Raw genomic sequence first — 21,537 nt, forward strand, 5'->3', positions numbered from 1 at the left:
TATCCCCGATCAGGCGTACGCAGCGATGTCCTTGATCATGGCGAAGCCGAGACCGTACGCGCTCATGCCTCTCCCGTACGCCCCCAGGTGCACCCCCTCCTGAGTCGAGCCGGCGAGTACCCAGCCGAACTCGGACTCCCGGTAGTGGAACGGCGTGGGAACGCCGTCCACAGGCAGGGAGAGCGTGGACCAGTCGGGGCCGGACAGATCATCGGCCAGTACCCAGGCCGTCTCCGTCTGCTGCTCCAGCCAGTCGTCCCGCAGGGAGTGGTCCATCTGCCCGGGCCATGTGAACGACAGCAGCCCCACACCCGCCAGCCAGGCGGCCGACGACACGGTCGTCGCCTCCATCAGCCCCGTACCGTCCGCACTGCGCCGCACGGGATTCGCCGCGACGGTCACCACGACCGCGAACTTCTCCCGCTCGTCGGCGGTCGCCTCGTTGCGTACGGAGGGCTCCTCACCGTGCCCGATCGATCCGTGTTCCACGGCCCCGTCGGCCGCCGTACCGACCTGCATCAGCCAGCGCGGCCCCGTGAAGGCCTCGTCGAGGCCGTACCACGGGAAGGGCGCCAGCAGGTAGCCGTCGACCGTGCGCCGGGCGGAGGGGAACTGCTGTCCACTCTCCGCGGCCGGCGCCTGCGCGACTCCCCGACTCGTCGTCTCCATGTGCCCGGACGCCTCCTCGCTCTCGTCGGACCGAAGCGGCCCGCCCCCCTTCGGGCGTCCTCGTCCGGTCCGCACAACAACTCGGCAGCATAGCCACCCCGCTCCGAGCAGCAGGGAAAGCGCCCGGTGCGTCAGGCGCTCCGGGCGTCGGAATCAGGCCGTACGAGAGGGCTGTGCAGTATGAGACGCGTCACGTACCACCGGGGCGCGCTCCTCTGACATGCGCCTCCGCGGTGCGTGTACGCCGCTCAGGTGGCGTCCGCGTCGAAGGGCGGGCGGTCGTCCCGGCCGGAGTCGTCGGGCTTCTTGCTCATGTCGACGCGGCCGCCGGACGAACCGGAGGAGGACGAGGAGGAGGACTCCGGGTCACGGCCCTGGACGGCGTCCGTGACCTCGGCCATCTCCTTCTTCAGGTCGAAGCCGTTGCGGATCTCCTTGAGCCCCAGGTCGTCGTTGTCCAGCTGCTTGCGGATGAACGTCTTGGGGTTGAGGTCCTCGAACTCGAAGTCCTTGAACTCCGGGCCGAGTTCCTGCCGGATGTCCTGCTTGGCGCTCTCCGAGAACTCACGGATCTTCCGGACCGTGCGCATCACGTCCTGAATGACCTTCGGAAGCTTGTCCGGACCGAAGACGAGCACGGCAAGGACAACGAGCGTGATCAGCTCGAGCGGTCCTATGTCATTGAACACCTGAAGCTCCTTGCGATGTCCTCGGTCCTCGGCCCTCGGTGGTCTGCGGGTCTGTGCGGGTCTTCCGTGGTCCGGGCCGCATCCACGGTACCCGGCGAAACTGCCCGACCGGTACTGTCCCGTGGCCCCGGAATGCGTGTGGGCGAGCGCTTTCCCTGTTGTTTGCCTTGCGGGGCAGGGCATGGACCCTCATCTGTGAGGTTCCTGTCAGTCCCCGTCCGAGGCGCCGAGCACCAGCGAGACGGTCCGCTCCGTGCCGTTGCGCTCGATGGTCAGCTCCAGGTGGTCGCCGGGGCGGTGGGCCCGGGTCTTGACGATGAGTTCGTCGCCGGAGTGGATGCGCTGGCCGTCGACCTCGGTGATCACGTCGCCCGCCTTGATGCCGGCCTGGTCGCCGGGACCGCCCACGGTGACCGAGGGACCGCCGTCGCCGCCCTTCGTGCCGACCCGGGCACCGTCGCCGGTGTAGTCCATGTCGAGGGTGATACCGATGACCGGGTGGGTCGCCCTGCCGGTGTTGATCAGCTCCTCGGCGACGCGCTTGCCCTGGTTGATGGGGATGGCGAAGCCCAGGCCGATGGAGCCGGCCTGGCCGCCGGAGTCGGAGCCGTCGTCGGCGGACCGTATGGCGGAGTTGATGCCGATGACGCGCGCCTTGGAGTCGAGGAGAGGGCCGCCGGAGTTGCCGGGGTTGATGGGCGCGTCGGTCTGCAGCGCGTCCACGTACGACACATCGCTCCCGTCGCTCTCGCCGCCCGCCGTGATGGGCCGCTCCTTGGCGCTGATGATGCCGGAGGTGACGGTCCCCTCGAGGTCGAAGGGGGCGCCGATGGCGACGACGGGGTCGCCGACCTGGACGTTGTCGGAGTTGCCCAGTGGCAGGGGCTTGAGTCCGCTCACGCCGCTGACCTTGACGACGGCGAGGTCGTATCCGCTGTCGCGGCCGACGACCTCGGCCTTGGCGGTCTCCCCGCCGTTGAAGACGACGGTTATCCCGCCGTCGGCTCCGGCGGGCTCCACGACGTGGTTGTTGGTGAGGATGTGGCCGCGTGAGTCGAGCACGAACCCGGTGCCGGTGCCCGACTCCGCGCTGCCGTCGACATGCAGGGTGACGACGCTGGGCAGGGCGCTGGCGGCGATCCCGGCCACACTGTCGGGCGCCCGCCCGGTGGGCTCCGCGGCCGCCTGCGGCAGCTCCACCTCCCCGATCCCGCCGTTGCGCTCCAGTTGGGCGCCCACGACACCGCCGACGCCTCCCGACACGACAGCCAGCAGGACGGCCGCACCGACGAGGGCTTTCCTGGCCCGCCCACGGCGCTGCTGCCGACTCGGGACGGCGGCCCCGTTCTGCTGGAGGGGGCCACCGGGGAAGGGGGCCGCGGCCCAGGGGTCGTAGCGGTGCCATGGGCCGGCGTGGGCGGCATCGGGGTCAGCGAGGGTGGGGCCGTGGGCGGCGGGGGTGCCGGGCACGGAGGCCGTGGGCACCGGGCTGCCCGGGGACGGGGTGACGCCGTAGGGCGTGGGGGCCGCCGGAACGGGACCTGCAGCCGGGTCGGTGGGCGCCGGGGCGCGGTCCGCGGCAAAGGCGGAAGCCGCCGGGACCTGGCCCGTCGCCGGCGCCGTCGGTGCCGGGACCTGGCCCGTCGCCGGCGCCGTCGGTGCCGGGGCGGGCACGGACATGGCCGGGTCCGGGCCTACGGCTGGAAGAGGGGCCGCAAAGGCCCGGCCGTCCGGCGCGGGCGGGGCGGGAGTCTCAGGTACCGGTGCCGCTGTCGCCGTACAGGGCGCGGGCGTTGCCGCCGGGTGCTGTACCGGCGGGGCGGGGGCCCAGGGGCCGGGCTTGCCGTACGGCGGCGTGCTGTAGGGATCGGGGTCGTGCAGAGGCTTGGGGCGCTCTTCCGCGGGTGCCTGCTGCGGGGCGGAGTCGACACCGGACGCGGCGAGGGGCGCTTCCCACTCGAAGTCGCCCTCACTGCCGGCAACGCCCTCCGCGCCGCTGCTCGTTCCGGGCGAGGGCAGGCTCAGCTCATAGTCCCCGTCGTCGGCAGCGGCACCGGCCCCGGCCCCGGCAGCTGCGTCGCCGCCCCGGTTCCCCGCGGGCTTCGCCAACTCGAAGTCACCGTCGGCCCGGTCACCATGAGCAGCACCGCCGGGCGCATCCACCGCCGCACGCTCGTCCTCACCCGAGCCCAGTATCACCTCGTCCCCCGTCTCCCCCGCGGGCTCCTGCGGCCGGGGTCGGCTCCACCATTTCGCCTTCGTGGGCTTCCCCTCGTTCATGCTCCCCCCACAGCTAGGGCCTGTCCGGCAGACGCGAGCGCGCGATCCACCTGGATTCAACCAGGTTCACAGGACACCACGCGGAGGCCGGGTCAGCGGGAGTGGTGGGAGGAGGAAGAAGGGGACGGAGAGGAGGTCGTGTCGGGGACGGGTGCGGCGAGCAGTCCGGGAGCCGTGACCTCGGGAGCCGTCGGCCACGAGGTCAGGGAGATCGGCCGGGCCGAGGTGAGCGGACGTATCAGCGGGGACATCACGGCCGCACCGGCCAGCACGGGAGCGGTGAGACTGTGCAGCACCTGCTCGTCCGAGACCTGGGCCGACAGCGGTACTCCGGGCAGCAGCGGCGCGGACACCTCGGTCGGGGCGACCGAAGCGGAACCTGGCGACTCCTGGCCGCCCTGCGCGAACAACGGGCCCACGCCACGGCGGCGTTGGGTCTCGGGTGCCGTCGACGACCCGGCCCCTTGCGTACGCGCCGGGGTCACATTGCTGCCGGCTCCGGAGCCGCCACGTCCGTCCGCGGCCGTCTCGACCGGGCTGCCCGTGGTCATGCCGCCCAGCGCGATCGCCGCCAGCGACACCGCACCTGCGGCCACGAACGCGAACCGCATCCCGCGCGAACGCTCCGCGTCGTTCCGCCCGACGGGGTGGACACGGAATCCGCTGCCCGAGGAGGGCGGGGGAGACAGGACGGAACCGTGGTCGCGGGACGGCACATAGCCGAACTCGAACGGCTCGCCCCGCTTCACACCGAAGACTCCGGTGGCTCCGGGCCGTCCGGAGAGTCCGCCGAATCCTCCCCCGTCCAGCGGTGAACCGCTGTCGGCGTCACCTCCCCCGGGCAGCCCCTGGAGGCGGGCCAGGAAGCTCTCGGAGGGGGCCGGCGGTGCGACCTCGGCGAAGACGTTCTTCAACCGGCGCTGTGCGTCGACCTCCGCCTTGCACTTCGGGCAGGTCGCCACGTGCGCCAGCACGCGCTCACGCGTGTCATGACCGAGCTCTCCGTCCACCAGGGCGGAGAGTCGGTCTCCCAGATGCTGTTCGGCCAGGAGCCGCTCGGCGGGGTTGTTCCGTGATCCAGTCACGCGGACGCGCTCCCTCCCCCCAGAGCGGGAACGCGGGCCACGAAGGAGCGGCGCTCGGCGCGGGCCTCCGGCGAGCGGTGCGCGAGGGCCTTGCGCAGCTGCGAGCGGCCACGGTGGATCCGGGAACGGACCGTGCCCAGCTTGACGCCGAGGGTCGCGGCGATCTCCTCGTACGACAGTCCCTCGATGTCGCACAGGACGACCGCGGCGCGGAACTCGGGCGCGAGGGTGTCGAGCGCCTGCTGGACGTCCGCGTCGAAGTGCGCGTCGTTGAAGACCTGCTGCGGGTTGGGCTCGCGGCTGGGCAGCCGCTCGGCCGCGTCCTCACCGAGGGCGTCGAAGCGGATGCGCTGCTTGCGGCGGACCATGTCGAGGAACAGGTTGGTGGTGATGCGGTGCAGCCAGCCCTCGAAGGTGCCCGGGGTGTACGTCGACAGGGAGCGGAACACCCGGACGAAGACCTCCTGCGTGAGGTCCTCGGCATCGTGCTGGTTGCCGGTGAGGCGGTACGCCAGCCGGTAGACCCGGCCGCTGTGCATGCTGACGATCTCCTCCCAGCTGGGCGGAGTCCACGCCTGCCCGTCCGCGTCGGTGGAGAAGGTCGCGGTCGTGGCGAAGTCGGCGGCGTGGCCGTGGTCAGCGGTGTCGTTCACGGATTTCGGCCTGCCCGCCGATCCGAGGAAGCGCCGAAGCACTCCTCCCCGGTCCTCAGGCGCAGCCGCACCTCCCCTGTCAGCTCTGGTGGTGTCCAGTGGAGCCCCTACCATAGCCACCTCGCCCGTTAGCTCCCCATAAGCGGTTTTACGAGAAATTGATCTGGGCTGATACGGCTCATGCGCCTGCGTCAGCACTTGATCGGCGTCCCGTCCTTCGTCGTGATCCAACTGTGTCCCCCCGTTCCGTCTGCCACCCCTATAAACGCCCGGTCCCATCTGCGGGTTCCCGGCGGCAACGGATACAGTCACGCCGAGGCAACCACGGGGACAGGAGAGGGTCATTACCGGCAACCGGCAGACGAGCTGGGCGTTCGCCGACGCCTATGTCGCCGAGGACGAAGCGCTGCGCTGGGCCCGCGACCGGGCCCGTGAGGCAGGGCTTCGCTCGGTGTCGCCCAGCACGGGCGCCGCACTGCGGTTGCTGGCCGCCACCGTGGGTGCGAAGGCGGTCGCGGAGATCGGCACCGGCACCGGCGTCTCCGGCATCCACCTTCTGCACGGAATGCGCCCCGACGGCGTGCTGACCACCGTCGATCCCGAACCCGAACACCAGCAGTTCGCCCGGCAGGCCTTCCGCGCCTCCGGCTTCGCCAGCAACCGCGCCCGTTTCATCCCGGGCCGCGCGCTCGACGTCCTGCCCCGCCTCGCGGACGCCGGTTACGACCTCGTCTTCTGCGACGGCGACCGCCTGGAGGTCATGGACTACCTCGCTGAATCGTTGCGCCTGCTGCGTCCCGGGGGGCTGGTGGTCTTCGAGGGCGTCTTCGCGAACGGCCGCACGATCGACTCCGGCCCGCAGCCCACGGAGGTCATACGCATACGGGAGCTGCTGCGGGCGGTGCGCGAGAGCCAGGAGCTGGTGCCGTCGCTGCTGCCCGTGGGTGACGGGCTGCTGTGCGCGGTCAAGCGGTGACGGATCACCGTCCACAGGCGGTACAACGGTGTCGTTTCCCGGGGAAAACAACCGCCCCGGCACCGAATACGATGCCGGGGCGGCTGAAAGGGTATGGTCGCTTGCGCGTCAGCCGACGACCTTTTTGAGGGCGTCACCGAGGGCATCGGCCTCGTCAGGGGTCAGCTCGACGACGAGCCGACCGCCGCCTTCGAGCGGAACGCGCATGACGATGCCCCGCCCCTCCTTGGTCACCTCGAGCGGGCCATCGCCCGTCCGCGGCTTCATGGCCGCCATGCTCGTTCCCCTTCCTGAAACCAGCTCATCGTCAAAGCCGACGGCCCATGAAGGGCACGCGCGATCCAGCGCGGGACACGCGACACCGGCATCGAACACATTGCTTCCAAGCCATTATCCCGCATCTCAGGACCCGATGACCAACATCAGTCGGCATCGCTTGGGCAACGCGCGCGAGCAAAACCACTCAATTCGGCGATGTGACTGCGATACTGCGCGTCCGCACCGACTTCTGCCGTCCGAAAACCCTCCCGGATTCTTTGACGCAGGTCACACGTCCGGTCCGGGCCGCCGACGGCGATCTCCGCCATGCTGTCCTCGGACACAGGACGTACTGACCGGTCGTACCAATCAGGAGGGGTTACACCATGGCCGACACCGTGCTCTACGAGGTGAGCGACGGGCTCGCGACGATCACGCTGAACCGCCCCGAGGCGATGAACGCGCTGAACGTCGCGGCCAAGGTCGCCCTCCGGGAGGCCGTGCGCTCCGCGGCGGAGGACGCCGCCGTGCGGGCGGTGCTGCTGACCGCGGCCGGTGACCGGGCGTTCTGCGTGGGGCAGGACCTGAAGGAGCACATCGGTCTGCTGGCCGCCGACCGCGAGACCGGCTCCGGCCAGACCATGAGCACGGTGCGGGAGCACTACAACCCGATCGTGCGCGCCCTGACGGAGATGGCGAAGCCCGTGGTCGCCGGCGTGAACGGGGTGGCGGCCGGAGCCGGTTTCGGCTTCGCGCTGGCCGCGGACTACCGGGTCGTGGCGGACACGGCCGCCTTCAACACGTCGTTCGCGGGCGTCGCGCTCACCGCCGACTCGGGTGTCTCGTGGACCCTGCCGCGGGTCGTCGGCCCCGGGCGGGCCGCCGACCTGCTGCTCTTCCCGCGCAGCATCAAGGCCCAGGAGGCGTACGAGCTGGGGATCGCCAATCGCCTCGTCCCCACGGCGGAGCTGCGGGCGGAGGCCGAGAAGGTCGCGCGCGAGCTGGCCCAGGGGCCGACGGTGGCGTACGCGGCGCTCAAGGAGGCCATGGCGTACGGGTTCTCCCACTCGCTGGCGGAGACGCTGGAGAAGGAGGACGAGCTGCAGACGCGGGCGGGGTCGTCGGAGGATCACGCCATCGCGGTGCAGGCCTTCGTGAACAAGGAGAAGCCGAAGTACCTGGGGCGGTGAGTCACGGGGCGCTTCTGGCCACGCATGTCTCCAGGTGATCGTCCACCAGGCCGCACGCCTGCATCAGCGCGTACGCCGTCGTCGGACCGACGAAGCGCAGCCCCCGTTTCTTCAGGGCCTTGGACAGGGCCGTCGACTCGGGGGTGACCGCGGGCACGTCGGAGAGGGTTTGCGGGGCCGGGCGGGTGGCCGGGTCGGGGGCGTGGGACCAGATCAGGTCGTCCAGCTCGCCCGGCGTCCACTCGGCCAGCACACGCGCGTTGGCGAGCGTCGCGTCGATCTTGGCGCGGTTGCGGATGATGCCCGGGTCGGCGAGGAGGCGGTCGCGGTCGGCGTCGGTGAACACCGCGACCTTGGCGATCTCGAAGCCGGCGAAGGCCGCGCGGAAGCCGGGACGGCGGCGCAGGATCGTGATCCAGGACAGGCCGGACTGGAACGCCTCCAGGCTGAGGCGTTCGTACAGCGCGTCGTCGCCGTGGACCGGACGGCCCCACTCGTCGTCGTGGTACGCCACGTAGTCCTCGGTGGACAGGGCCCAGGGGCAGCGCAGGGCGCCGTCCGGACCGGCGATGGCCGTGCCGTCGCTCACTGATCGTCCCCCCGGGCGGGTTTCTCCATCGACACATGGGACGCGGCGGCCTGGGCGCCGGCCAGGGCGGACTCCAGGTCGGCGATGCGGGCGTCGCGCTCGGCGAGTTCGGCGGCGAGGCGGCCGAGCGCGTCGTCCACCTCCGCCATGCGGTAGCCGCGGACGGCGAGGGGGAAGCGCAGCTGGTCGATGTCCGCGCGGTTGACCGGCCGGTCCGGCGGCAGGGGGTCCTGCAGCCGCTGCGGCGCCGCCTCCGGCAGCGGGCCGGTGCCCTCGCCGCCGCCCACCACGGCGAGGGTCACCGCGGCGACCACGACGGCGAGCGCGACGACCAGGAACAAGAACATAACCATCGCTGAGGGTCCCCACGCTCCGTGCCGGCGCTCTGTGCGCCGGAGCTCAATGTGTGTGCGTCCGATCGTGCCATGCGACTCTGACAGTTAGGGTCGCAGGCGGCCGAAGACGGGGACGTACTAGGAGAGGTCACAGGGGATGCTCAGGCTGGGCAGGCGCGAGTTCGAGGCGCACGAGCCGGTGATCATGGCGATCGTGAACCGGACCCCGGACTCCTTCTACGACAGGGGGGCCACGTTCCGCGACGAGCCCGCCCTCGCGCGCGTGGAGCAGGCGGTGGCCGAGGGCGCCGCCATCATCGACATCGGCGGGGTCAAGGCCGGGCCGGGGGAAGAGGTGACGGCCGAGGAGGAGGCGCGGCGGACCGTGGGGTTCGTGGCGGAGGTGCGGCGGCGTTTCCCGGATGTCGTCATCAGCGTGGACACCTGGCGGGCCGAGGTCGGGGTGGCGGTCTGCGAGGCGGGGGCGGATCTGCTGAACGACGCGTGGGGCGGGGTGGACCCGGGGCTCGCGGAGGTCGCCGCGCGGTACGGGGTGGGGCTGGTGTGCACGCACGCGGGGGGCGCACGGCCGCGGACCCGTCCGCACCGGGTGACGTACGACGACGTCATGGCCGACATTCTGCGGGTGACCGTGGGGCTGGCCCAGCGGGCGGTGGGGCTGGGGGTGCCGAGGGAGTCGGTCCTGATCGACCCCGGGCACGACTTCGGGAAGAACACGCGGCACAGTCTCGAGGCGACGCGGCGGCTGGGGGAGATGGTGGAGACGGGCTGGCCGGTGCTCGTGTCGCTGTCCAACAAGGACTTCGTCGGGGAGACGCTGGACAAGCCGGTGAAGGAGCGGGTGCTGGGGACGCTGGCGACGACTGCGGTGTCGGCGTGGTTGGGGGCTCAGGTGTATCGGGTGCACGAGGTTGCCGAGACGCGGCAGGTGCTGGACATGGTGGCGTCGATCGCGGGGCACCGGCCACCTGCGGTGGCCCGGCGTGGGTTGGCATAGGGCGTTTCCCCGCCGTACCAGGGGGCTCCGCCCCGAGCGGAGCCCCCTGCTGCGTCGGCACCCCGTGTCTGTGGCATGAGCCGCCGGACAGGCCCTAGCGGCCCGCCTCCTTGGACACCAGTGCCACCGCCTCCTCCACGTCGTCCGTCATGTGGAAGAGGAGCAGGTCGTGTTCCGAGGCCTTGCCCTGGGCGATGAGCGTGTTCTTGAGCCAGTCGACCAGGCCGCCCCAGTACTCGCTGCCGAAGAGCACGATCGGGAAGCGGGTGACCTTCTGGGTCTGGACGAGGGTCAGGGCCTCGAAGAGTTCGTCCAGGGTGCCCAGGCCGCCGGGCAGGACCACGAAGCCCTGCGCGTACTTCACGAACATCATCTTGCGGACGAAGAAGTAGCGGAAGTTCAGGCCGATGTCGACGTAGGGGTTCAGCCCCTGCTCGAAGGGGAGCTCGATGCCCAGGCCCACCGAGATGCCGCCCGCCTCGCACGCGCCCTTGTTCGCCGCTTCCATGGCGCCCGGACCGCCGCCGGTGATCACCGCCCAGCCGGCCTGCACCAGGCCCCGGCCGAGGCGGACGCCCGCGTCGTACTCGGCCGAGTCCACCGGCGTACGCGCCGAGCCGAACACGCTGATCGCGGGCGGGAGTTCGGCCAGCGTGCCGAAGCCCTCGATGAACTCCGACTGGATGCGCAGGACTCGCCAGGGGTCGGTGTGGACCCAGTCGGAGGGTCCTCCCGCGTCCAGCAGACGCTGGTCCGTCGTGCTCGCCGTCACCTGGCCGCGCCTCCGGAGGACCGGTCCCAGGCGCTGCTCGTCCGGCGGCTGCTTCTTCCCCTCGGGGTTGCCGGTAGCCATGTGCGCTCCCTCCGCTAGCGGGGTGTTTCCACCTCAGCGTAGATCTACGCGGGTTACGGGCGGGGGACGCGAGCATGTCTGCCGTGAAGCGCCGTCCCCACGCCCGCGCCCGCGCCGCGCTACGCCGTGAGCCACGCCCTCAGGCGCTCCTCCCCCGCCAGGATCTTCGCCGTCTCCACCCGCTCGTCCCGCTTGTGCGCCAAGTGCGGGTTGCCGGGGCCGTAGTTGACCGCCGGGATGCCCAGCGAGGAGAAGCGGCTCACGTCCGTCCAGCCGTACTTCGGCTGGGGGGTGCCGCCCACCGCCTCGATGAAGGCCGCCGCGGCCGGGTGGGAGAGGCCGGGGAGCGCCGCGCCGCTGTGGTCGACCACCAGGAACTCCTCCACACCGCAGTCCGCGAAGACCTCCTGGACGTGGGCGACGGCCTCGTCCGCCGTACGGTCCGGGGCGTAGCGGAAGTTGACCGTCACCACGCACTCGTCGGGGATCACGTTTCCGGCCACTCCGCCCGAGATGCCCACCGCGTTCAGGCCCTCGCGGTACTCCAGGCCGTCGATCACGGGGTAGCGCGGCTCGTACGACGCCAGCCGCGCCAGGATCGGGGCCGCCGCGTGGATCGCGTTGGAGCCCATCCAGCTGCGTGCCGAGTGGGACCGCTCGCCCTTCGTCTTCAGCAGGACCCGCAGGGTGCCCTGGCAGCCGCCCTCGACCTGGCCGTCGGAGGGTTCCAGGAGGATCGCGAAGTCGCCCTTCAGCCACTCCGGGTAGGCCTCGGCCACGTGCTTGAGGCCGTTCAGCTCGGCGTCGACCTCCTCGTTGTCGTAGAAGACGAAGGTCAGGTCGCGGTTGGGGGCCGGGACCGTCGCCGCGACGCGGAGCTGTACCGCGACGCCGGACTTCATGTCGCACGTGCCGCAGCCCCACAGGACGCCGTCCTCGTCCAGCCGCGACGGGACGTTGTCGGCGATCGGGACGGTGTCGATGTGGCCGGCCAGGATCACCCGCTCCGCCCGGCCCAGGTTCGTCCGGGCGACGACGTTGTTGCCGTACCGGTCCACCGTCAGATGCGGAAGCGCGCGCAGGGCGGTCTCGATCGCGTCCGCGAGGGGCTTCTCGCTGCCGCTCTCCGAAGGGAAGTCGACGAGCTGAGCGGTGAGCGCGGCGGCGTCCAGCGTGAGGTCAAGCGATGTGTCGGCCATGGCGTCGACCCTAACGCGCCACCCCTCGGCGGACTGTCCACAGGTGGCTCTGCGGCCACACCCGGCTCCAGTACCTTGTACGCGTGCCAGAGCCGTCCCCCACTCGTAAGCGTCCTGGCCGCCTCTTCCGTTTCGGGGCGGCCTTCGTTGTCCTGCTGGCCGTCGCGGGATATCTCGTGGTGCAGTACGTCACCGGAGGCGTGGGGGATCCGGGCTGCAGAGTCGTCTCGGAAGAGGGCGGCACCGCGGTGTACGAATTCACGCCGGAGCAGGCGGTGAACGCGGCGACGATCGCCGCGGTCGGCACCAACCGCGGCATGCCCCAGCGGGCTGTGGCGATCGCGCTCGCGACCGCGATCCAGGAGTCGGGGCTGCGCAACATCGGTCACGGCGACCGGGACTCGCTGGGCCTGTTCCAGCAGCGGCCCTCGCAGGGCTGGGGCACACCGGAGCAGATCCTGGACCCGACGTACGCGGCGGACATCTTCTACAAGCATCTCGCCAAGGTTCCCGAGTACACGAAGCTCCCGCTCACCGTGGCCGCGCAGCGCGTACAGCGCAGTGGCTACCCGGAGGCGTACGCCAAGCACGAGCCGGACGCCGTGCTGCTCGCCGCCGCGCTCACCGGGCAGGCCGCGGCCACGCTGACCTGCGACGGGCGGCCGGGCGCGACACCGACCGCCGGGCCGGACGCGGTGCGGGCCGCGGTCGTACGGGACTTCGGGCGGGATGTGGTGCAGGAGGCAGGGGCCGAGGTGAAGAGCAGGTCCGCGTCGTCCGCCCCGACGCCGAGCGGTGGCAGCCCCACGGCCGAGACCAGCGGGCGCACCGTGACGCTGCCCGTGTCCGGGGACGCCGACGCCACGGGCCGCAGCGCGCAGCAGCGCGGCTGGCAGCTGGCGCACTGGGCGGTGGCCAACGCCTCCGCGCTGCACATCGAGCGCGTCTCCTACGCCGGCCGTGAGTGGACCGCCGGGAACACCGACAGCCGGTGGCTCACGGCCTCCGGTGCGCAGGGCGCGGACCGGGCGGAGCAGACTTCGGGGTCCGTGCGCATCGTGACTGCGCAGTAGTACGGGGCTTCACTCCCAGGGGTTGTGTGCGGGGAGTTCGGGGAGCGTTGTGCGCAGGTTTTCGCCCGCTCACCCTTCCGTCTGCCGAAAACCTTGAGAACAAAGCGCTGTAAGGATTCGGCAGACTTTCACACCGGGCACTCTTTGCCCGTTTTTATCCGTAACTGATAATGCGACGCATTACCAACTCTTTACATCGGGTCGCCGCAACCTTCGTGGAGCTCGAGCGGTAGTCACTGCGTCCGAGCCCGGACGATCATCCGCCGGGCCCGGCCGGACACTTCACCGTTCTCTTCCGTCAAAGGAGCACCATGTCCCTCCCCCTGACCCGCCGGATCGCCCGTGCCGCGCTGCTCGTCGCAGCGGGAGCGGCCGCCGGGGTCGGTGCGGCCGGCTCCGCCAGCGCGGCCCCAGATCTGCCGGCGACCCCGAACCTGGGCGGGCTGACCGCCCTGGACGGGGCGAACGCCGCCGACACCGTCGACGGCACGGCTCAGAACGTCACCGGGCTCGCCGGTGACACCGGCAGCACGGCGGTCGAGAAGGCGGTGCCTGCCGCGGGCAGGACCGGCGGCAAGGCCGTGCAGAAGGCGGCACCCGCGGCGCAGAAGGCGGCCGGTGAGGCGGCGGGTTCCGCCGGGGAGATCCTCGGGGACACGGCGTCGACGGCGACGAAGGACGGGCTGCCGACGCAGTCGCTCCCGGCCCAGTCGCTGCCGACCCAGTCGCTGCCCACCCAGTCCTTGCCGACCCAGTCGCTGCCCACCCAGTCCTTGCCGACCCAGTCGCTGCCCACCCAGTCGCTGCCCACCCAGGAGCTGCCGATCGGCTGAGGTTCGCCGCGTCGGTCCGAGCGCGACGGGGTCCAGGGTGCGTGCATTCCTGGGCCCCGTCGCCTGCTGTGTGGCCGGGGTCAGCGGTTACAGGCGTTCTGCCGCCGCCCGCACGCGTTCGTCCGTCGCGGTCAGTGCCACCCGTACGAACTTCTCGCCCGCCGGGCCGTAGAAGTCACCCGGGGCGACCAGGATGCCGCGTTCCGCCAGGTGGGCGACCGTGTCCCAGCAGGACTCGTCCCTCGTTGCCCAGAGGTAGAGGCTGGCCTCGCTGTGCTCGATGCGGAACCCGTGCCGGAGAAGGGCCTCGCGCAGCGCGGTGCGGCGGGCGGCGTACCGTTCCCGCTGCTCGCGGACGTGTGCGTCGTCGCTCAGCGCCGCCACCACCGCCGCCTGGGTCGGCGCCGGCGTCATCATGCCGCCGTGCTTGCGGATCTCCAGGAGGGGGCCCAGGACCGCCGGGTCGCCGGCCAGGAAGGCGGCGCGGTAGCCCGCCAGGTTTGAGCGCTTCGACAGCGAGTGGACCGAGACGATGCCGTCGTACGAGCCGCCGTTCACGTCCGGGTGGAGGACCGATACCGGGTCGGCCTCCCAGCCCAGCTCCAGGTAGCACTCGTCGGAGAAGAGCAGGATGCCGTGCTCGCGGGCCCAGGCCACGATCCGGGTCAGGTCCGCCTTCGACAGGACCTTGCCCGTGGGGTTCGACGGAGAGTTCAGCCAGAGCAGCTTCAGGCCCTCGGGGTCCAGGTCCGTCGGATCGTCGTAGACCTCGTACTCCGCGCGGGCCAGGCGGGCGCCGACCTCGTACGTCGGGTAGGCCAGCCGCGGGTACGCGACCCGGTCGCCGGGGCCGAGGCCCAGCTGGGTCGGGAGCCAGGCGACGAGTTCCTTGGAGCCGACGATCGGCAGGACGTGGCGGTGGGTGACCTCACGGGCGCCCAGCCGGCGCTCCAGCCAGCCGGTGATCGCGTCGCGCAACTCCGGCGTGCCCCAGACCGTCGGATAGCCCGGGGAGTCGGCCGCGGCGATCAGGGCCTTCTGGATCAGCTCGGGGACCGGGTCGACCGGGGTGCCGACCGAGAGGTCGACGATGCCGCCCGGGTGCGCGGCGGCCGTCTTCTTGTACGGCTCGAGCTTGTCCCAGGGGAAGGCGGGCAGGCGGTCGGAGACTGTGGACACGGTTCTGGCTCACTTTCTCGTGCGTACGAGAGCCGTTCTCACGGCAAACGCCTCGGTCCCGTGCGGCCTTGATCGGGCGGATCAGGCCGTACGGGACCGAGGCGGCGCGGTAGTGCGGGCCGCTTACGGGTTACTCGGCCTGCGGCGGCAGCGCGGCGATGAAGGGGTGGTCGCGCTCGATCAGGCCCAGCTTGCTGGCGCCGCCGGGAGAGCCGAGCTCGTCGAAGAACTCGACGTTCGCCTTGTAGTAGTCCTTCCACTCCTCCGGAGTGTCGTCCTCGTAGAAGATGGCCTCGACCGGGCAGACCGGCTCGCAGGCCCCGCAGTCGACGCATTCGTCCGGGTGGATGTACAAGGACCGCTGGCCCTCGTAGATGCAGTCGACCGGGCACTCCTCGATGCACGCCTTGTCCTTGACGTCGACACAAGGCTGCGCGATGACGTAGGTCACGCTGTCGTTCCTCCTCGATAGGGCGCTGGCGGGCCTCCTCAGGCTCCGCCGCCTGGCGCGCGGGAGCGCGGCGTCGTCGATGCCCGCCCCTAGTATCTCCGTTCTTGGGCATGATCCGAACAGGAGGGGTGAACTGACCTGTGGAAATCTCCGGCGCCGGTCGCCTCGAGCTCCGTATCACCGCAGCTGACGTGGGCAAACGCGTATCCGTACGCCAATTGACCGACCCGGGTGTCACCGAGGGGAAATTCACCGACACGGTGGGTGTTCTCACATCCTGGGACAACGGTGTGCTGGTGATCACACGGAAGAGCGGGGAGAGCGTCCGCATCGCGGAATCCTCGCTGGTCGCGGGGAAGGTGGTACCCGCTGTGCCCGCCCGGCGCCGCGGGCCCGCCGCCTCGTACGAGGAGCTCGCCCGGGTCGCCTCGCGGGGCTGGCGGCCGGTGGAGAGCGAGCGGCTCGGCGAGTGGGAGCTGCGGGCCGCCTCAGGGTTCACCCGGCGGGCCAACTCGGTGCTGCCGCTCGGCGACCCCGGCATGCCCCTCGACGAGGCGCTCGACGCCGTACGGCGCTGGTACGGCGACCGTGGGCTGCCCGCCTACATCCAGACCGCGACCGGCGCCGAGGGCACCCAGGAGCTGCTGTGCGCGGAGCTGGAGCGGCGGGGGTGGGTGAGGGAGGTGACCGCCGAGATGTGGATCGGGGCGCTCGCGCCCCTCGCGGACCGGGGTGAGCCGGAACAGGTGGTGCTCTCCCGGGAGGCCGATGAGGCGTGGCTGGCTCGCTACCAGCGCAGGGGGGTGAGCGATGTGGCGCTGAAGGTACTGGGGAGCGGGCCTTCGGTTTGGTTCGCGACCGTGCCGGGCGACGCGCCGGGTGCGCCTCCCGCCGCCATCGGGCGGTGCGTGGTCGACGGGCGGTGGGCCGGGTTCGCCGCCGTCGAGGTCGATCCGGCGCAGCGGCGGCGGGGCCTCGCGACGACCGTCATGGCCGCGCTGGCCCGGCAGGCCCTCGACGAGGGCGCCTCGGCTGCGTGGCTGCAGGTCGAGACGGACAATGCAGGTGCGCGGGCGATGTACACCGGGATGGGGTTCGCCGCGCACCACGCGTACCACCACTACCGGGAATCGGCGACCCCCGGAGCCGGACGGTAAGGATCGCCGTGAGAGGGCACGAGCCTGCTATGCCTGCCTGCAACCCCCCATCGCCCGAGCGCTCCGCCGAAGTGCGGCGGCGGTTCGCCGAGGAGGCACGGTCCGAACGGCCCGATCTGTCCCTGCTGTGCCTGCTGGTGGGCGCGGCGGCGGACGGGGCGCTCGACGAGACGGGCATGGACGCGGCGCAGGTCGAGCTGGACCGGCTGGCGGGGCAGCTGCCGTTCCGTCCCGGGGGGCCGCGGGCGTGGGCCGTGGCCGTGCGGGAGCTGCTCGGGGAGCAGGGCGGGTTCCACGGCACCCCGGCCGACTACCAGCGGCTGGAGTCCTCGCTGCTGCACGAGGTGCTGCGGCGGCGGCGCGGGCTGCCGATCCTGCTGTCGGTGGTGTGGATGGAGGTCGCGCGGAGGGCGGGGGCGCCGGTGTACGGGGTCGCTCTGCCCGGGCACTTCGTCGTCGGGTTCGGTCCGGAGGAGGAGCAGGTGCTCGCCGACCCGTTCGACGGGGGGCGGGTACTGACGGGGGCCGACGCGGAGATGCTGGTGGCCGGGGCCACGGGGGCCCCTCTCCTTCCGTCGATGCTCGGTCCTGCGGATCCGCTCGAGGTGGTGCTGCGGATTCTGAACAACATTCGGGCGTGGGCCGCGGCTCGGCCGGAGCGGTCGGATGTGGCGTTGTGGGCGGTGGAGTTGTCGTTGTTGTTGCCGTCACATCCGGCTCGGTTGCGCTATGAGCGGGCGCAGTTGCTGGTGCAGCGGGGGGATTTTCTTCTGGGGGCGGCTGAGTTGGAGGCGTATGCGGAGGTGGTCGCGGCGGTGGATTCCTCTGCGGCTGAGCGGGTGCGGGGGCAGGCCAATGCAGCCAGGGCGATGCTGAACTGAACCGGCGTCGCTGCTGAGGGGGGCCGCGCAGCCGGGCGCTTGCGGGGCGCCGTGTGGGTGGCGAACAGGACCCTGCGGCCCTGGTCGGCCTGTCCATGCCGGCGGTGGGCTCGTCCAGGACGATGAGGTCGCTGTCGCCGGCGGCGCCCCCGTGCTTGTTGACCTTGCGGTCGGCGATCTGCTCGATGCCCGCCCGGGTCAGTACGCCCGCGGCCGGTACGGCTTCGGGACCGAGGACGCGAACCGTTCCGCTACTCGGCCTGCCGCAGCCCGAGTAGCTCTTGCCCACCTGGTCGAACCCGACCACCGGGGTGCCGGTGGCCGTCGATGCGGAAGGGTCCGCATACGGGAAGGGGGCACCCGGCGGTGACCGGGTGCCCCCTTCGGCTGCGAGCCGTCAGCTCGGATCCGTGTCGATGACCGCGACCCGGTCGGTCTTGCTCTTCAGGGCCGGCCGCAGGGCGCTGATCACGTCCTGAACCGTGACGGCCGTCTTCTGGCCGGTGCCGCGGGTGATCAGCACGCCGTTGAAGGTGCCGCCGTACAGCTCCTTGAGGGCGGCCTCGTCGTAGCTGTCGACGAGCTTGCCGTCGATGGCCTTGACCTGGAGGAACTTCCACAGCGAGTTCTTCGGGCTGAACGAGACCGTGTGCGCCGCGTCCGTCATGACGGTGACCTTTGCGGACATCGCCGGCTGCGCGAACTCCTTCATCATCCGGTCGACCTCGGCGTTGGAGATCGTCGGCTGCCGGGTGGTCGTCGGGACCTTGACCGCGGCGGTCGAACGGCCGGTCTCCACCTGGGCGCGGTAGGCCTCCTCGACGGAGTCCTTGGCCTGCGCGACCGCGATGCTCTTGCCCGCCTTGCCGTAGACCGCGACGGCCTTGCCGGACTCGAACCTGATCGTGCCCTCGGTCACCGAGCCGGCGCCGCCCGCCGCGGTCAACAGGGCGGCCTGCAGCTTCTCCTCGTCGACGGGCATCTCCGGCTCGACCTCGCGGTGCTCCCCGAAGAGCGAGCCGATCACGGAGACCGGGTTGTAGTCGCTCTTCGCGGCCTTCGCGACCGTGGCCTGCATGTCGAACTGGAGCCCCGCCTGGTCCGGCTTGAGCGTGACGGTGTCGCCGCCGACGGACAGCTTCAGCGGCTGGTCGACCTGCTTGCCGAAGGCGTCGTCCAGCTTCTTGACGGCCTCGTCGCGGGTGCCGCCACCGATGTCCACGCCGAGCACGGTGGTGCCCTTGGGCACGTCGGAGTGGTTCATCAGCAGACCGGCACCGTAGGCGCCGGCGACGACGACGAACAGGCCCCCGCCGAGCAGCACCAGCTTGTTACGGCCCTTCTTTTTCTTCGGTGCGGCCTTGGGCGGGTTCTGCGAGGCCGGCTCGGGCAGCTTGGGCGGGGTGTGCGGGCGCGGTCCGTCGGTGGCCGTGCCCGGGCCGAACGGCGCGTTCCGGTCGCCCGGCGGCACGATCGGGATGCCGCTGGTGACGGTGTGTCCGGAGACGTTGTCGTGGCGGGGGTAGCCGCTGTTCGGGCCGGGCTCGGGCGCGGGCTTTTGCGGGGTGAGGATCGCGGTGTCGTCGCTCAGACCGCCGCTCATGCCGCCACCGGGTCCACGGCCGCCGCGCGGGGCGGCGCCGGGAGCACCGGGGCGACCGGGAGCGGAGTCGATGCCGGGCACACCGAGCGCACCGGTGGCACCGCCGACGGGCGGCACCATCGGCCCGTCGCCGGTGACCGGACCGCCGGTCGGGCCCGTGGGGCCCTGCGGGCCGCCCTGGCCGCCCCGTCCGCCCGGTCCGTTGAAGCCGCTGGGTCCACCGGGGGCACCGGCGCTGCCCGGCCCGTCCTGGCCGTTCGTACCGCCGAAGCCGTTGTGGCCGCCGGGGCCGCCCTCCGAGAAGTACGGCAGGTCGTCGCGGCGCGGCTCGCCGGCGCCGCCCTGGCCCGGACGCGAGCCGCTGCCCAGCGGGCCCGCGGCCAGCGCCTCGGTGACGTCGAAGGAGCCGGTGCCGCCGCCGTGCCCGGGAGCCACGGGGCCGCCGGTGGCGCCGGGGAGCCCGGCACCGTTCGTGCCGCCGGGGCGCGGGCCGCCGCCCTGACGGGCACCCGGCACGCTCATCGAGCCGACCACGCCACCGGGACGACCGCCGGCGGGACGAGCGCCACCCGGCGCCGCCGCACCACCCGGCGTACCCGCGCCGGAAGCGCCCGCACCGGACACCCCGGCACCCGCACCGGCGGAGCCGCCCGAACCGCCGGAGGAAGCTCCCGAACCCCCCGGCAGTCCGGCCCCGTTGGTCGAGCCGTCGGCCTGACCGCCCTTGGTCGGCGAAGACTTGCGGGGCGCGAACCAGTCGCTCGTCTTCTCCTCGGCGGCGGGCCCGGGCTCGGCGGGGGTCTCGACGCCGCCGGTGGGCGTGGCGGCGCCGGTCGGCTGTGTGTCGGTGGCGGTGTCGTCGTCCTCGGCGCCGGCGACGGGCGTGCGGACGACGACCGGCGGAATGGGCCGCGACCCGGGGATGTTGATCCGGATCCGGGTCGTCAGCGTGGTCTCGGTCTTGCGTTCCTCCGCCTGCGCGGACGAACGGCCGTCGTCCGCACCGGCGTCGGAAACCATGGGGATACCGTACGGCGGCGTCCCCGAGGGGTATGCGGCTCCGCCGCGCCCGTTGGGCCCGGAGGACGGAGTGTCAGTTTCTCGACTCAAGGCAGGTTCTCCCGGTTGGCTCCGCCGCCCGTCACGACCTCATGCGGGCGGCTCGGCGGCGCGCACCACCATACTGGCCACTTCTGGCCCGTATCCCACGACCGCCGGTGAAACCCACACGGCACTTGCACGCGCATCTCACGGCGAAGTGGTACGTCACTTGCCAAGTCGGACGTCGTTGCCGTCCGGTTGCCGCCCCCATCCAAGGGTGGCGCAGATCACAGCCAGGGCCATGCCACCGAGCAGGAAGAGATAGGAGCCGCCTCCCGCGCCGAAGAGGAAGTCGCCTTCCGGACGGCTGGCGGTGAGCAGGATGACCGTGACCATCCAGCCGGCCGCGGGCGCGACCGCTCCGCCACGGCTGCGCGTCAGGCGTGCCCCGCCCAGGAAGAGCCCGGCGGCGCCCGCGAGCGCCAGCAGCAGTCCGCCCGGGAAAAGGCCGGCCTGGACCAGCGCCCCGGCGGCTCCGACGGCCACACCGAGCACGAACAGCCCGAGCAGGGCGGCGATCCGCCCGGCGGAGGGCGGCTTGATGGGCTGCGCGAGCATCGAGGTCCGGTCCGTCACGACGCCACCTCGATCCCGGCGAACAGGTCGGTCTCCCGTGCACCGGCTCGTTCCCCGCGCACCAACTCGTAGTACTCGGTGGTGAAGAGGGGCTGGGCCAGCTCGTTGGAGAGCGCGAAGTACGGCTCGGCGACCTCGATCTGGGTGGCGTGCGCGCGCATCGCGGCGGCCTTGGCGGCGGCGTGCGCGGTGCCGTCGATCGCGGTGGTGATCCGTTCGTCGTCGACGACACCGGGGACGTCGTCGACGGCGGCCGTCTTGGTGAAGGAGAGGCCGGGCAGGTCCCGCTGCAGCCGGGCGAAGGCCTCCTCGGCGACCCTGCGCGGCACGCGGTTCCAGTAGACCTTGGCGATGCCGAGGCCCTCGGCGGCGGCGAGTTCGACGGCGCGCATGGCGACGCGGTGGGCCTGGATGTGATCGGGGTGGCCGTACCCGCCGTTGTCGTCGTAGGTGACGAGCACCTGGGGCCGTACTTCGCGGATCACCTCGAGGAGGTGCACGGCGGCCTCGTCGACGTCGGCCTGCCAGAAAGAGTGCGGATTGTCGTTGTCCGGAGTACCCATCATTCCGGAGTCCTGGTACCGGCCGCGCCCGCCGAGGAGGCCGAAGTCCTCGATGCCCAGTCGGCTCATCGCCGCACCGAGCTCCCGCTCACGCTCCTGGGCCAGACCGGACCCCGTGAGGTGCTGGAGCTCGGGCGGAATCACCTCGCCCCGCTCACCAAGGGTGCAGGTGACCAGGGTCACGTGCGCGCCCTCGGCCGTGTACCTGGCCATGGTCGCGCCGTTGTTGATCGACTCGTCGTCCGGGTGCGCGTGCACCAGCAGCAGACGACGGGCGGGCAGTTCCGTCATGGGATCAGCCTACGAGGCCTCCGGGTGACCGCCGG

The 21,537-nt window shown here is 71.8% G+C and carries 22 protein-coding genes; 7 read left to right on the forward strand and 15 right to left on the reverse strand.

Annotated features, from left to right (window positions below; translation table 11 throughout):
- Window positions 1-9: 9 nt before the first annotated feature.
- The 5 genes from ABZO29_RS16660 to sigE all read right to left on the reverse strand — a co-directional run bounded on the left by ABZO29_RS16660 (window position 10) and on the right by sigE (window position 5,418).
- Window positions 10-744 (reverse strand): hypothetical protein, encoded by a 735-nt coding sequence (locus ABZO29_RS16660; RefSeq protein WP_367320979.1) that lies wholly within the window; start codon window positions 742-744, stop codon window positions 10-12.
- A gap of 173 nt (window positions 745-917) precedes the next feature.
- Window positions 918-1,358 (reverse strand): sec-independent translocase, encoded by a 441-nt coding sequence (locus ABZO29_RS16665; protein ID WP_367320980.1) that lies wholly within the window; start codon window positions 1,356-1,358, stop codon window positions 918-920.
- A 207-nt stretch (window positions 1,359-1,565) separates the two neighbouring features.
- Window positions 1,566-3,638 (reverse strand): trypsin-like peptidase domain-containing protein, encoded by a 2,073-nt coding sequence (locus tag ABZO29_RS16670; protein WP_367320981.1) that lies wholly within the window; start codon window positions 3,636-3,638, stop codon window positions 1,566-1,568.
- Window positions 3,639-3,730: 92 nt separating this feature from the next.
- Window positions 3,731-4,723, reverse strand: coding sequence for a zf-HC2 domain-containing protein (locus ABZO29_RS16675; RefSeq protein WP_367320982.1), 993 nt, complete (start codon window positions 4,721-4,723; stop codon window positions 3,731-3,733).
- Window positions 4,720-5,418, reverse strand: coding sequence for an RNA polymerase sigma factor SigE (gene sigE, locus ABZO29_RS16680; RefSeq protein WP_367320983.1), 699 nt, complete (start codon window positions 5,416-5,418; stop codon window positions 4,720-4,722). Before sigE ends, ABZO29_RS16675 begins: the two co-directional genes overlap by 4 nt.
- 235 nt (window positions 5,419-5,653) lie before the next feature.
- On the opposite strand from sigE, the gene ABZO29_RS16685 reads away from it, so the two are divergent.
- Entirely contained in the window at window positions 5,654-6,352 is a 699-nt protein-coding gene (locus ABZO29_RS16685) for an O-methyltransferase (RefSeq protein ID WP_367326154.1), read from the forward strand.
- A gap of 108 nt (window positions 6,353-6,460) precedes the next feature.
- On the opposite strand, the gene ABZO29_RS16690 is transcribed toward ABZO29_RS16685, so the two are convergent.
- Window positions 6,461-6,628: a DUF3117 domain-containing protein gene (locus ABZO29_RS16690; RefSeq protein WP_003966491.1), complete on the reverse strand. Its 168-nt coding sequence runs from the start codon at window positions 6,626-6,628 to the stop codon at window positions 6,461-6,463.
- A gap of 368 nt (window positions 6,629-6,996) precedes the next feature.
- Here ABZO29_RS16690 and ABZO29_RS16695 point away from each other — a divergent pair, with 368 nt between their 5' ends.
- Window positions 6,997-7,800 (forward strand): enoyl-CoA hydratase/isomerase family protein, encoded by an 804-nt coding sequence (locus ABZO29_RS16695; protein ID WP_367320984.1) that lies wholly within the window; start codon window positions 6,997-6,999, stop codon window positions 7,798-7,800.
- A 1-nt stretch (window position 7,801) separates the two neighbouring features.
- On the opposite strand, the gene ABZO29_RS16700 is transcribed toward ABZO29_RS16695, so the two are convergent.
- Both ABZO29_RS16700 and ABZO29_RS16705 read right to left on the reverse strand, forming a co-directional pair.
- Complete coding sequence (locus ABZO29_RS16700) at window positions 7,802-8,389, reverse strand: DNA-3-methyladenine glycosylase I (RefSeq protein ID WP_367320985.1); 588 nt, start codon at window positions 8,387-8,389, stop codon at window positions 7,802-7,804.
- Window positions 8,386-8,736 (reverse strand): DivIVA domain-containing protein, encoded by a 351-nt coding sequence (locus ABZO29_RS16705; protein WP_367326155.1) that lies wholly within the window; start codon window positions 8,734-8,736, stop codon window positions 8,386-8,388. The genes ABZO29_RS16700 and ABZO29_RS16705 overlap by 4 nt, the downstream gene beginning before the upstream one ends.
- Window positions 8,737-8,881: 145 nt before the next feature.
- Here ABZO29_RS16705 and folP point away from each other — a divergent pair, with 145 nt between their 5' ends.
- On the forward strand, window positions 8,882-9,742 hold the full coding sequence (gene folP / locus ABZO29_RS16710; RefSeq protein WP_367320986.1) for a dihydropteroate synthase: 861 nt from the start codon (window positions 8,882-8,884) through the stop codon (window positions 9,740-9,742).
- A 94-nt stretch (window positions 9,743-9,836) separates the two neighbouring features.
- Here folP and ABZO29_RS16715 read toward each other — a convergent pair whose 3' ends face one another.
- Both ABZO29_RS16715 and dapE read right to left on the reverse strand, forming a co-directional pair.
- A complete protein-coding gene (locus tag ABZO29_RS16715) occupies window positions 9,837-10,595 on the reverse strand; it encodes a TIGR00730 family Rossman fold protein (protein WP_367320987.1) in 759 nt (252 codons plus the stop codon).
- 119 nt (window positions 10,596-10,714) lie between these two features.
- Window positions 10,715-11,794: a succinyl-diaminopimelate desuccinylase gene (gene dapE, locus ABZO29_RS16720; protein WP_367320988.1), complete on the reverse strand. Its 1,080-nt coding sequence runs from the start codon at window positions 11,792-11,794 to the stop codon at window positions 10,715-10,717.
- A gap of 83 nt (window positions 11,795-11,877) precedes the next feature.
- On the opposite strand from dapE, the gene ABZO29_RS16725 reads away from it, so the two are divergent.
- Both ABZO29_RS16725 and ABZO29_RS16730 read left to right on the forward strand, forming a co-directional pair.
- The gene (locus ABZO29_RS16725; RefSeq protein WP_367320989.1) at window positions 11,878-12,867 is read left to right on the forward strand and encodes a heavy metal transporter; all 990 of its coding nucleotides are present in this window, start codon (window positions 11,878-11,880) and stop codon (window positions 12,865-12,867) included.
- A 311-nt stretch (window positions 12,868-13,178) separates the two neighbouring features.
- Window positions 13,179-13,700 (forward strand): ATP-binding protein, encoded by a 522-nt coding sequence (locus ABZO29_RS16730; RefSeq protein WP_367320990.1) that lies wholly within the window; start codon window positions 13,179-13,181, stop codon window positions 13,698-13,700.
- An 87-nt stretch (window positions 13,701-13,787) separates the two neighbouring features.
- On the opposite strand, the gene ABZO29_RS16735 is transcribed toward ABZO29_RS16730, so the two are convergent.
- On the reverse strand, window positions 13,788-14,879 hold the full coding sequence (locus ABZO29_RS16735; protein WP_367320991.1) for a bifunctional succinyldiaminopimelate transaminase/glutamate-prephenate aminotransferase: 1,092 nt from the start codon (window positions 14,877-14,879) through the stop codon (window positions 13,788-13,790).
- Between the two features lie 130 nt (window positions 14,880-15,009).
- Window positions 15,010-15,330 (reverse strand): ferredoxin, encoded by a 321-nt coding sequence (fdxA, locus tag ABZO29_RS16740; RefSeq protein ID WP_030929316.1) that lies wholly within the window; start codon window positions 15,328-15,330, stop codon window positions 15,010-15,012.
- A 140-nt stretch (window positions 15,331-15,470) separates the two neighbouring features.
- Between fdxA and ABZO29_RS16745 the strand changes: the two genes are divergently transcribed.
- Window positions 15,471-16,487 carry a GNAT family N-acetyltransferase gene (locus tag ABZO29_RS16745; protein ID WP_367320992.1) on the forward strand — a complete coding sequence of 339 codons (1,017 nt, stop codon included), beginning with the start codon at window positions 15,471-15,473 and terminating at the stop codon, window positions 16,485-16,487.
- Window positions 16,488-16,516: 29 nt separating this feature from the next.
- Window positions 16,517-17,368, forward strand: a complete 852-nt coding sequence (locus ABZO29_RS16750; protein WP_367320993.1) for a tetratricopeptide repeat protein — start codon at window positions 16,517-16,519, stop codon at window positions 17,366-17,368.
- Between the two features lie 397 nt (window positions 17,369-17,765).
- Here the strand turns inward: ABZO29_RS16750 and ABZO29_RS16755 are convergent, their stop codons facing one another.
- The 3 genes from ABZO29_RS16755 to mshB form a co-directional block, all read right to left on the reverse strand.
- Window positions 17,766-20,081, reverse strand: coding sequence for a hypothetical protein (locus ABZO29_RS16755; protein WP_367320994.1), 2,316 nt, complete (start codon window positions 20,079-20,081; stop codon window positions 17,766-17,768).
- Between the two features lie 156 nt (window positions 20,082-20,237).
- Window positions 20,238-20,648 (reverse strand): DUF6113 family protein, encoded by a 411-nt coding sequence (locus ABZO29_RS16760; protein ID WP_367320995.1) that lies wholly within the window; start codon window positions 20,646-20,648, stop codon window positions 20,238-20,240.
- Window positions 20,645-21,502 (reverse strand): N-acetyl-1-D-myo-inositol-2-amino-2-deoxy-alpha-D-glucopyranoside deacetylase, encoded by an 858-nt coding sequence (gene mshB, locus ABZO29_RS16765; RefSeq protein WP_367320996.1) that lies wholly within the window; start codon window positions 21,500-21,502, stop codon window positions 20,645-20,647. The genes ABZO29_RS16760 and mshB overlap by 4 nt, the downstream gene beginning before the upstream one ends.
- Window positions 21,503-21,537 lie beyond the last annotated feature (35 nt).

It is taken from the genome of Streptomyces sp. HUAS ZL42 (genome assembly GCF_040782645.1).
GTDB lineage: Bacteria > Actinomycetota > Actinomycetes > Streptomycetales > Streptomycetaceae > Streptomyces.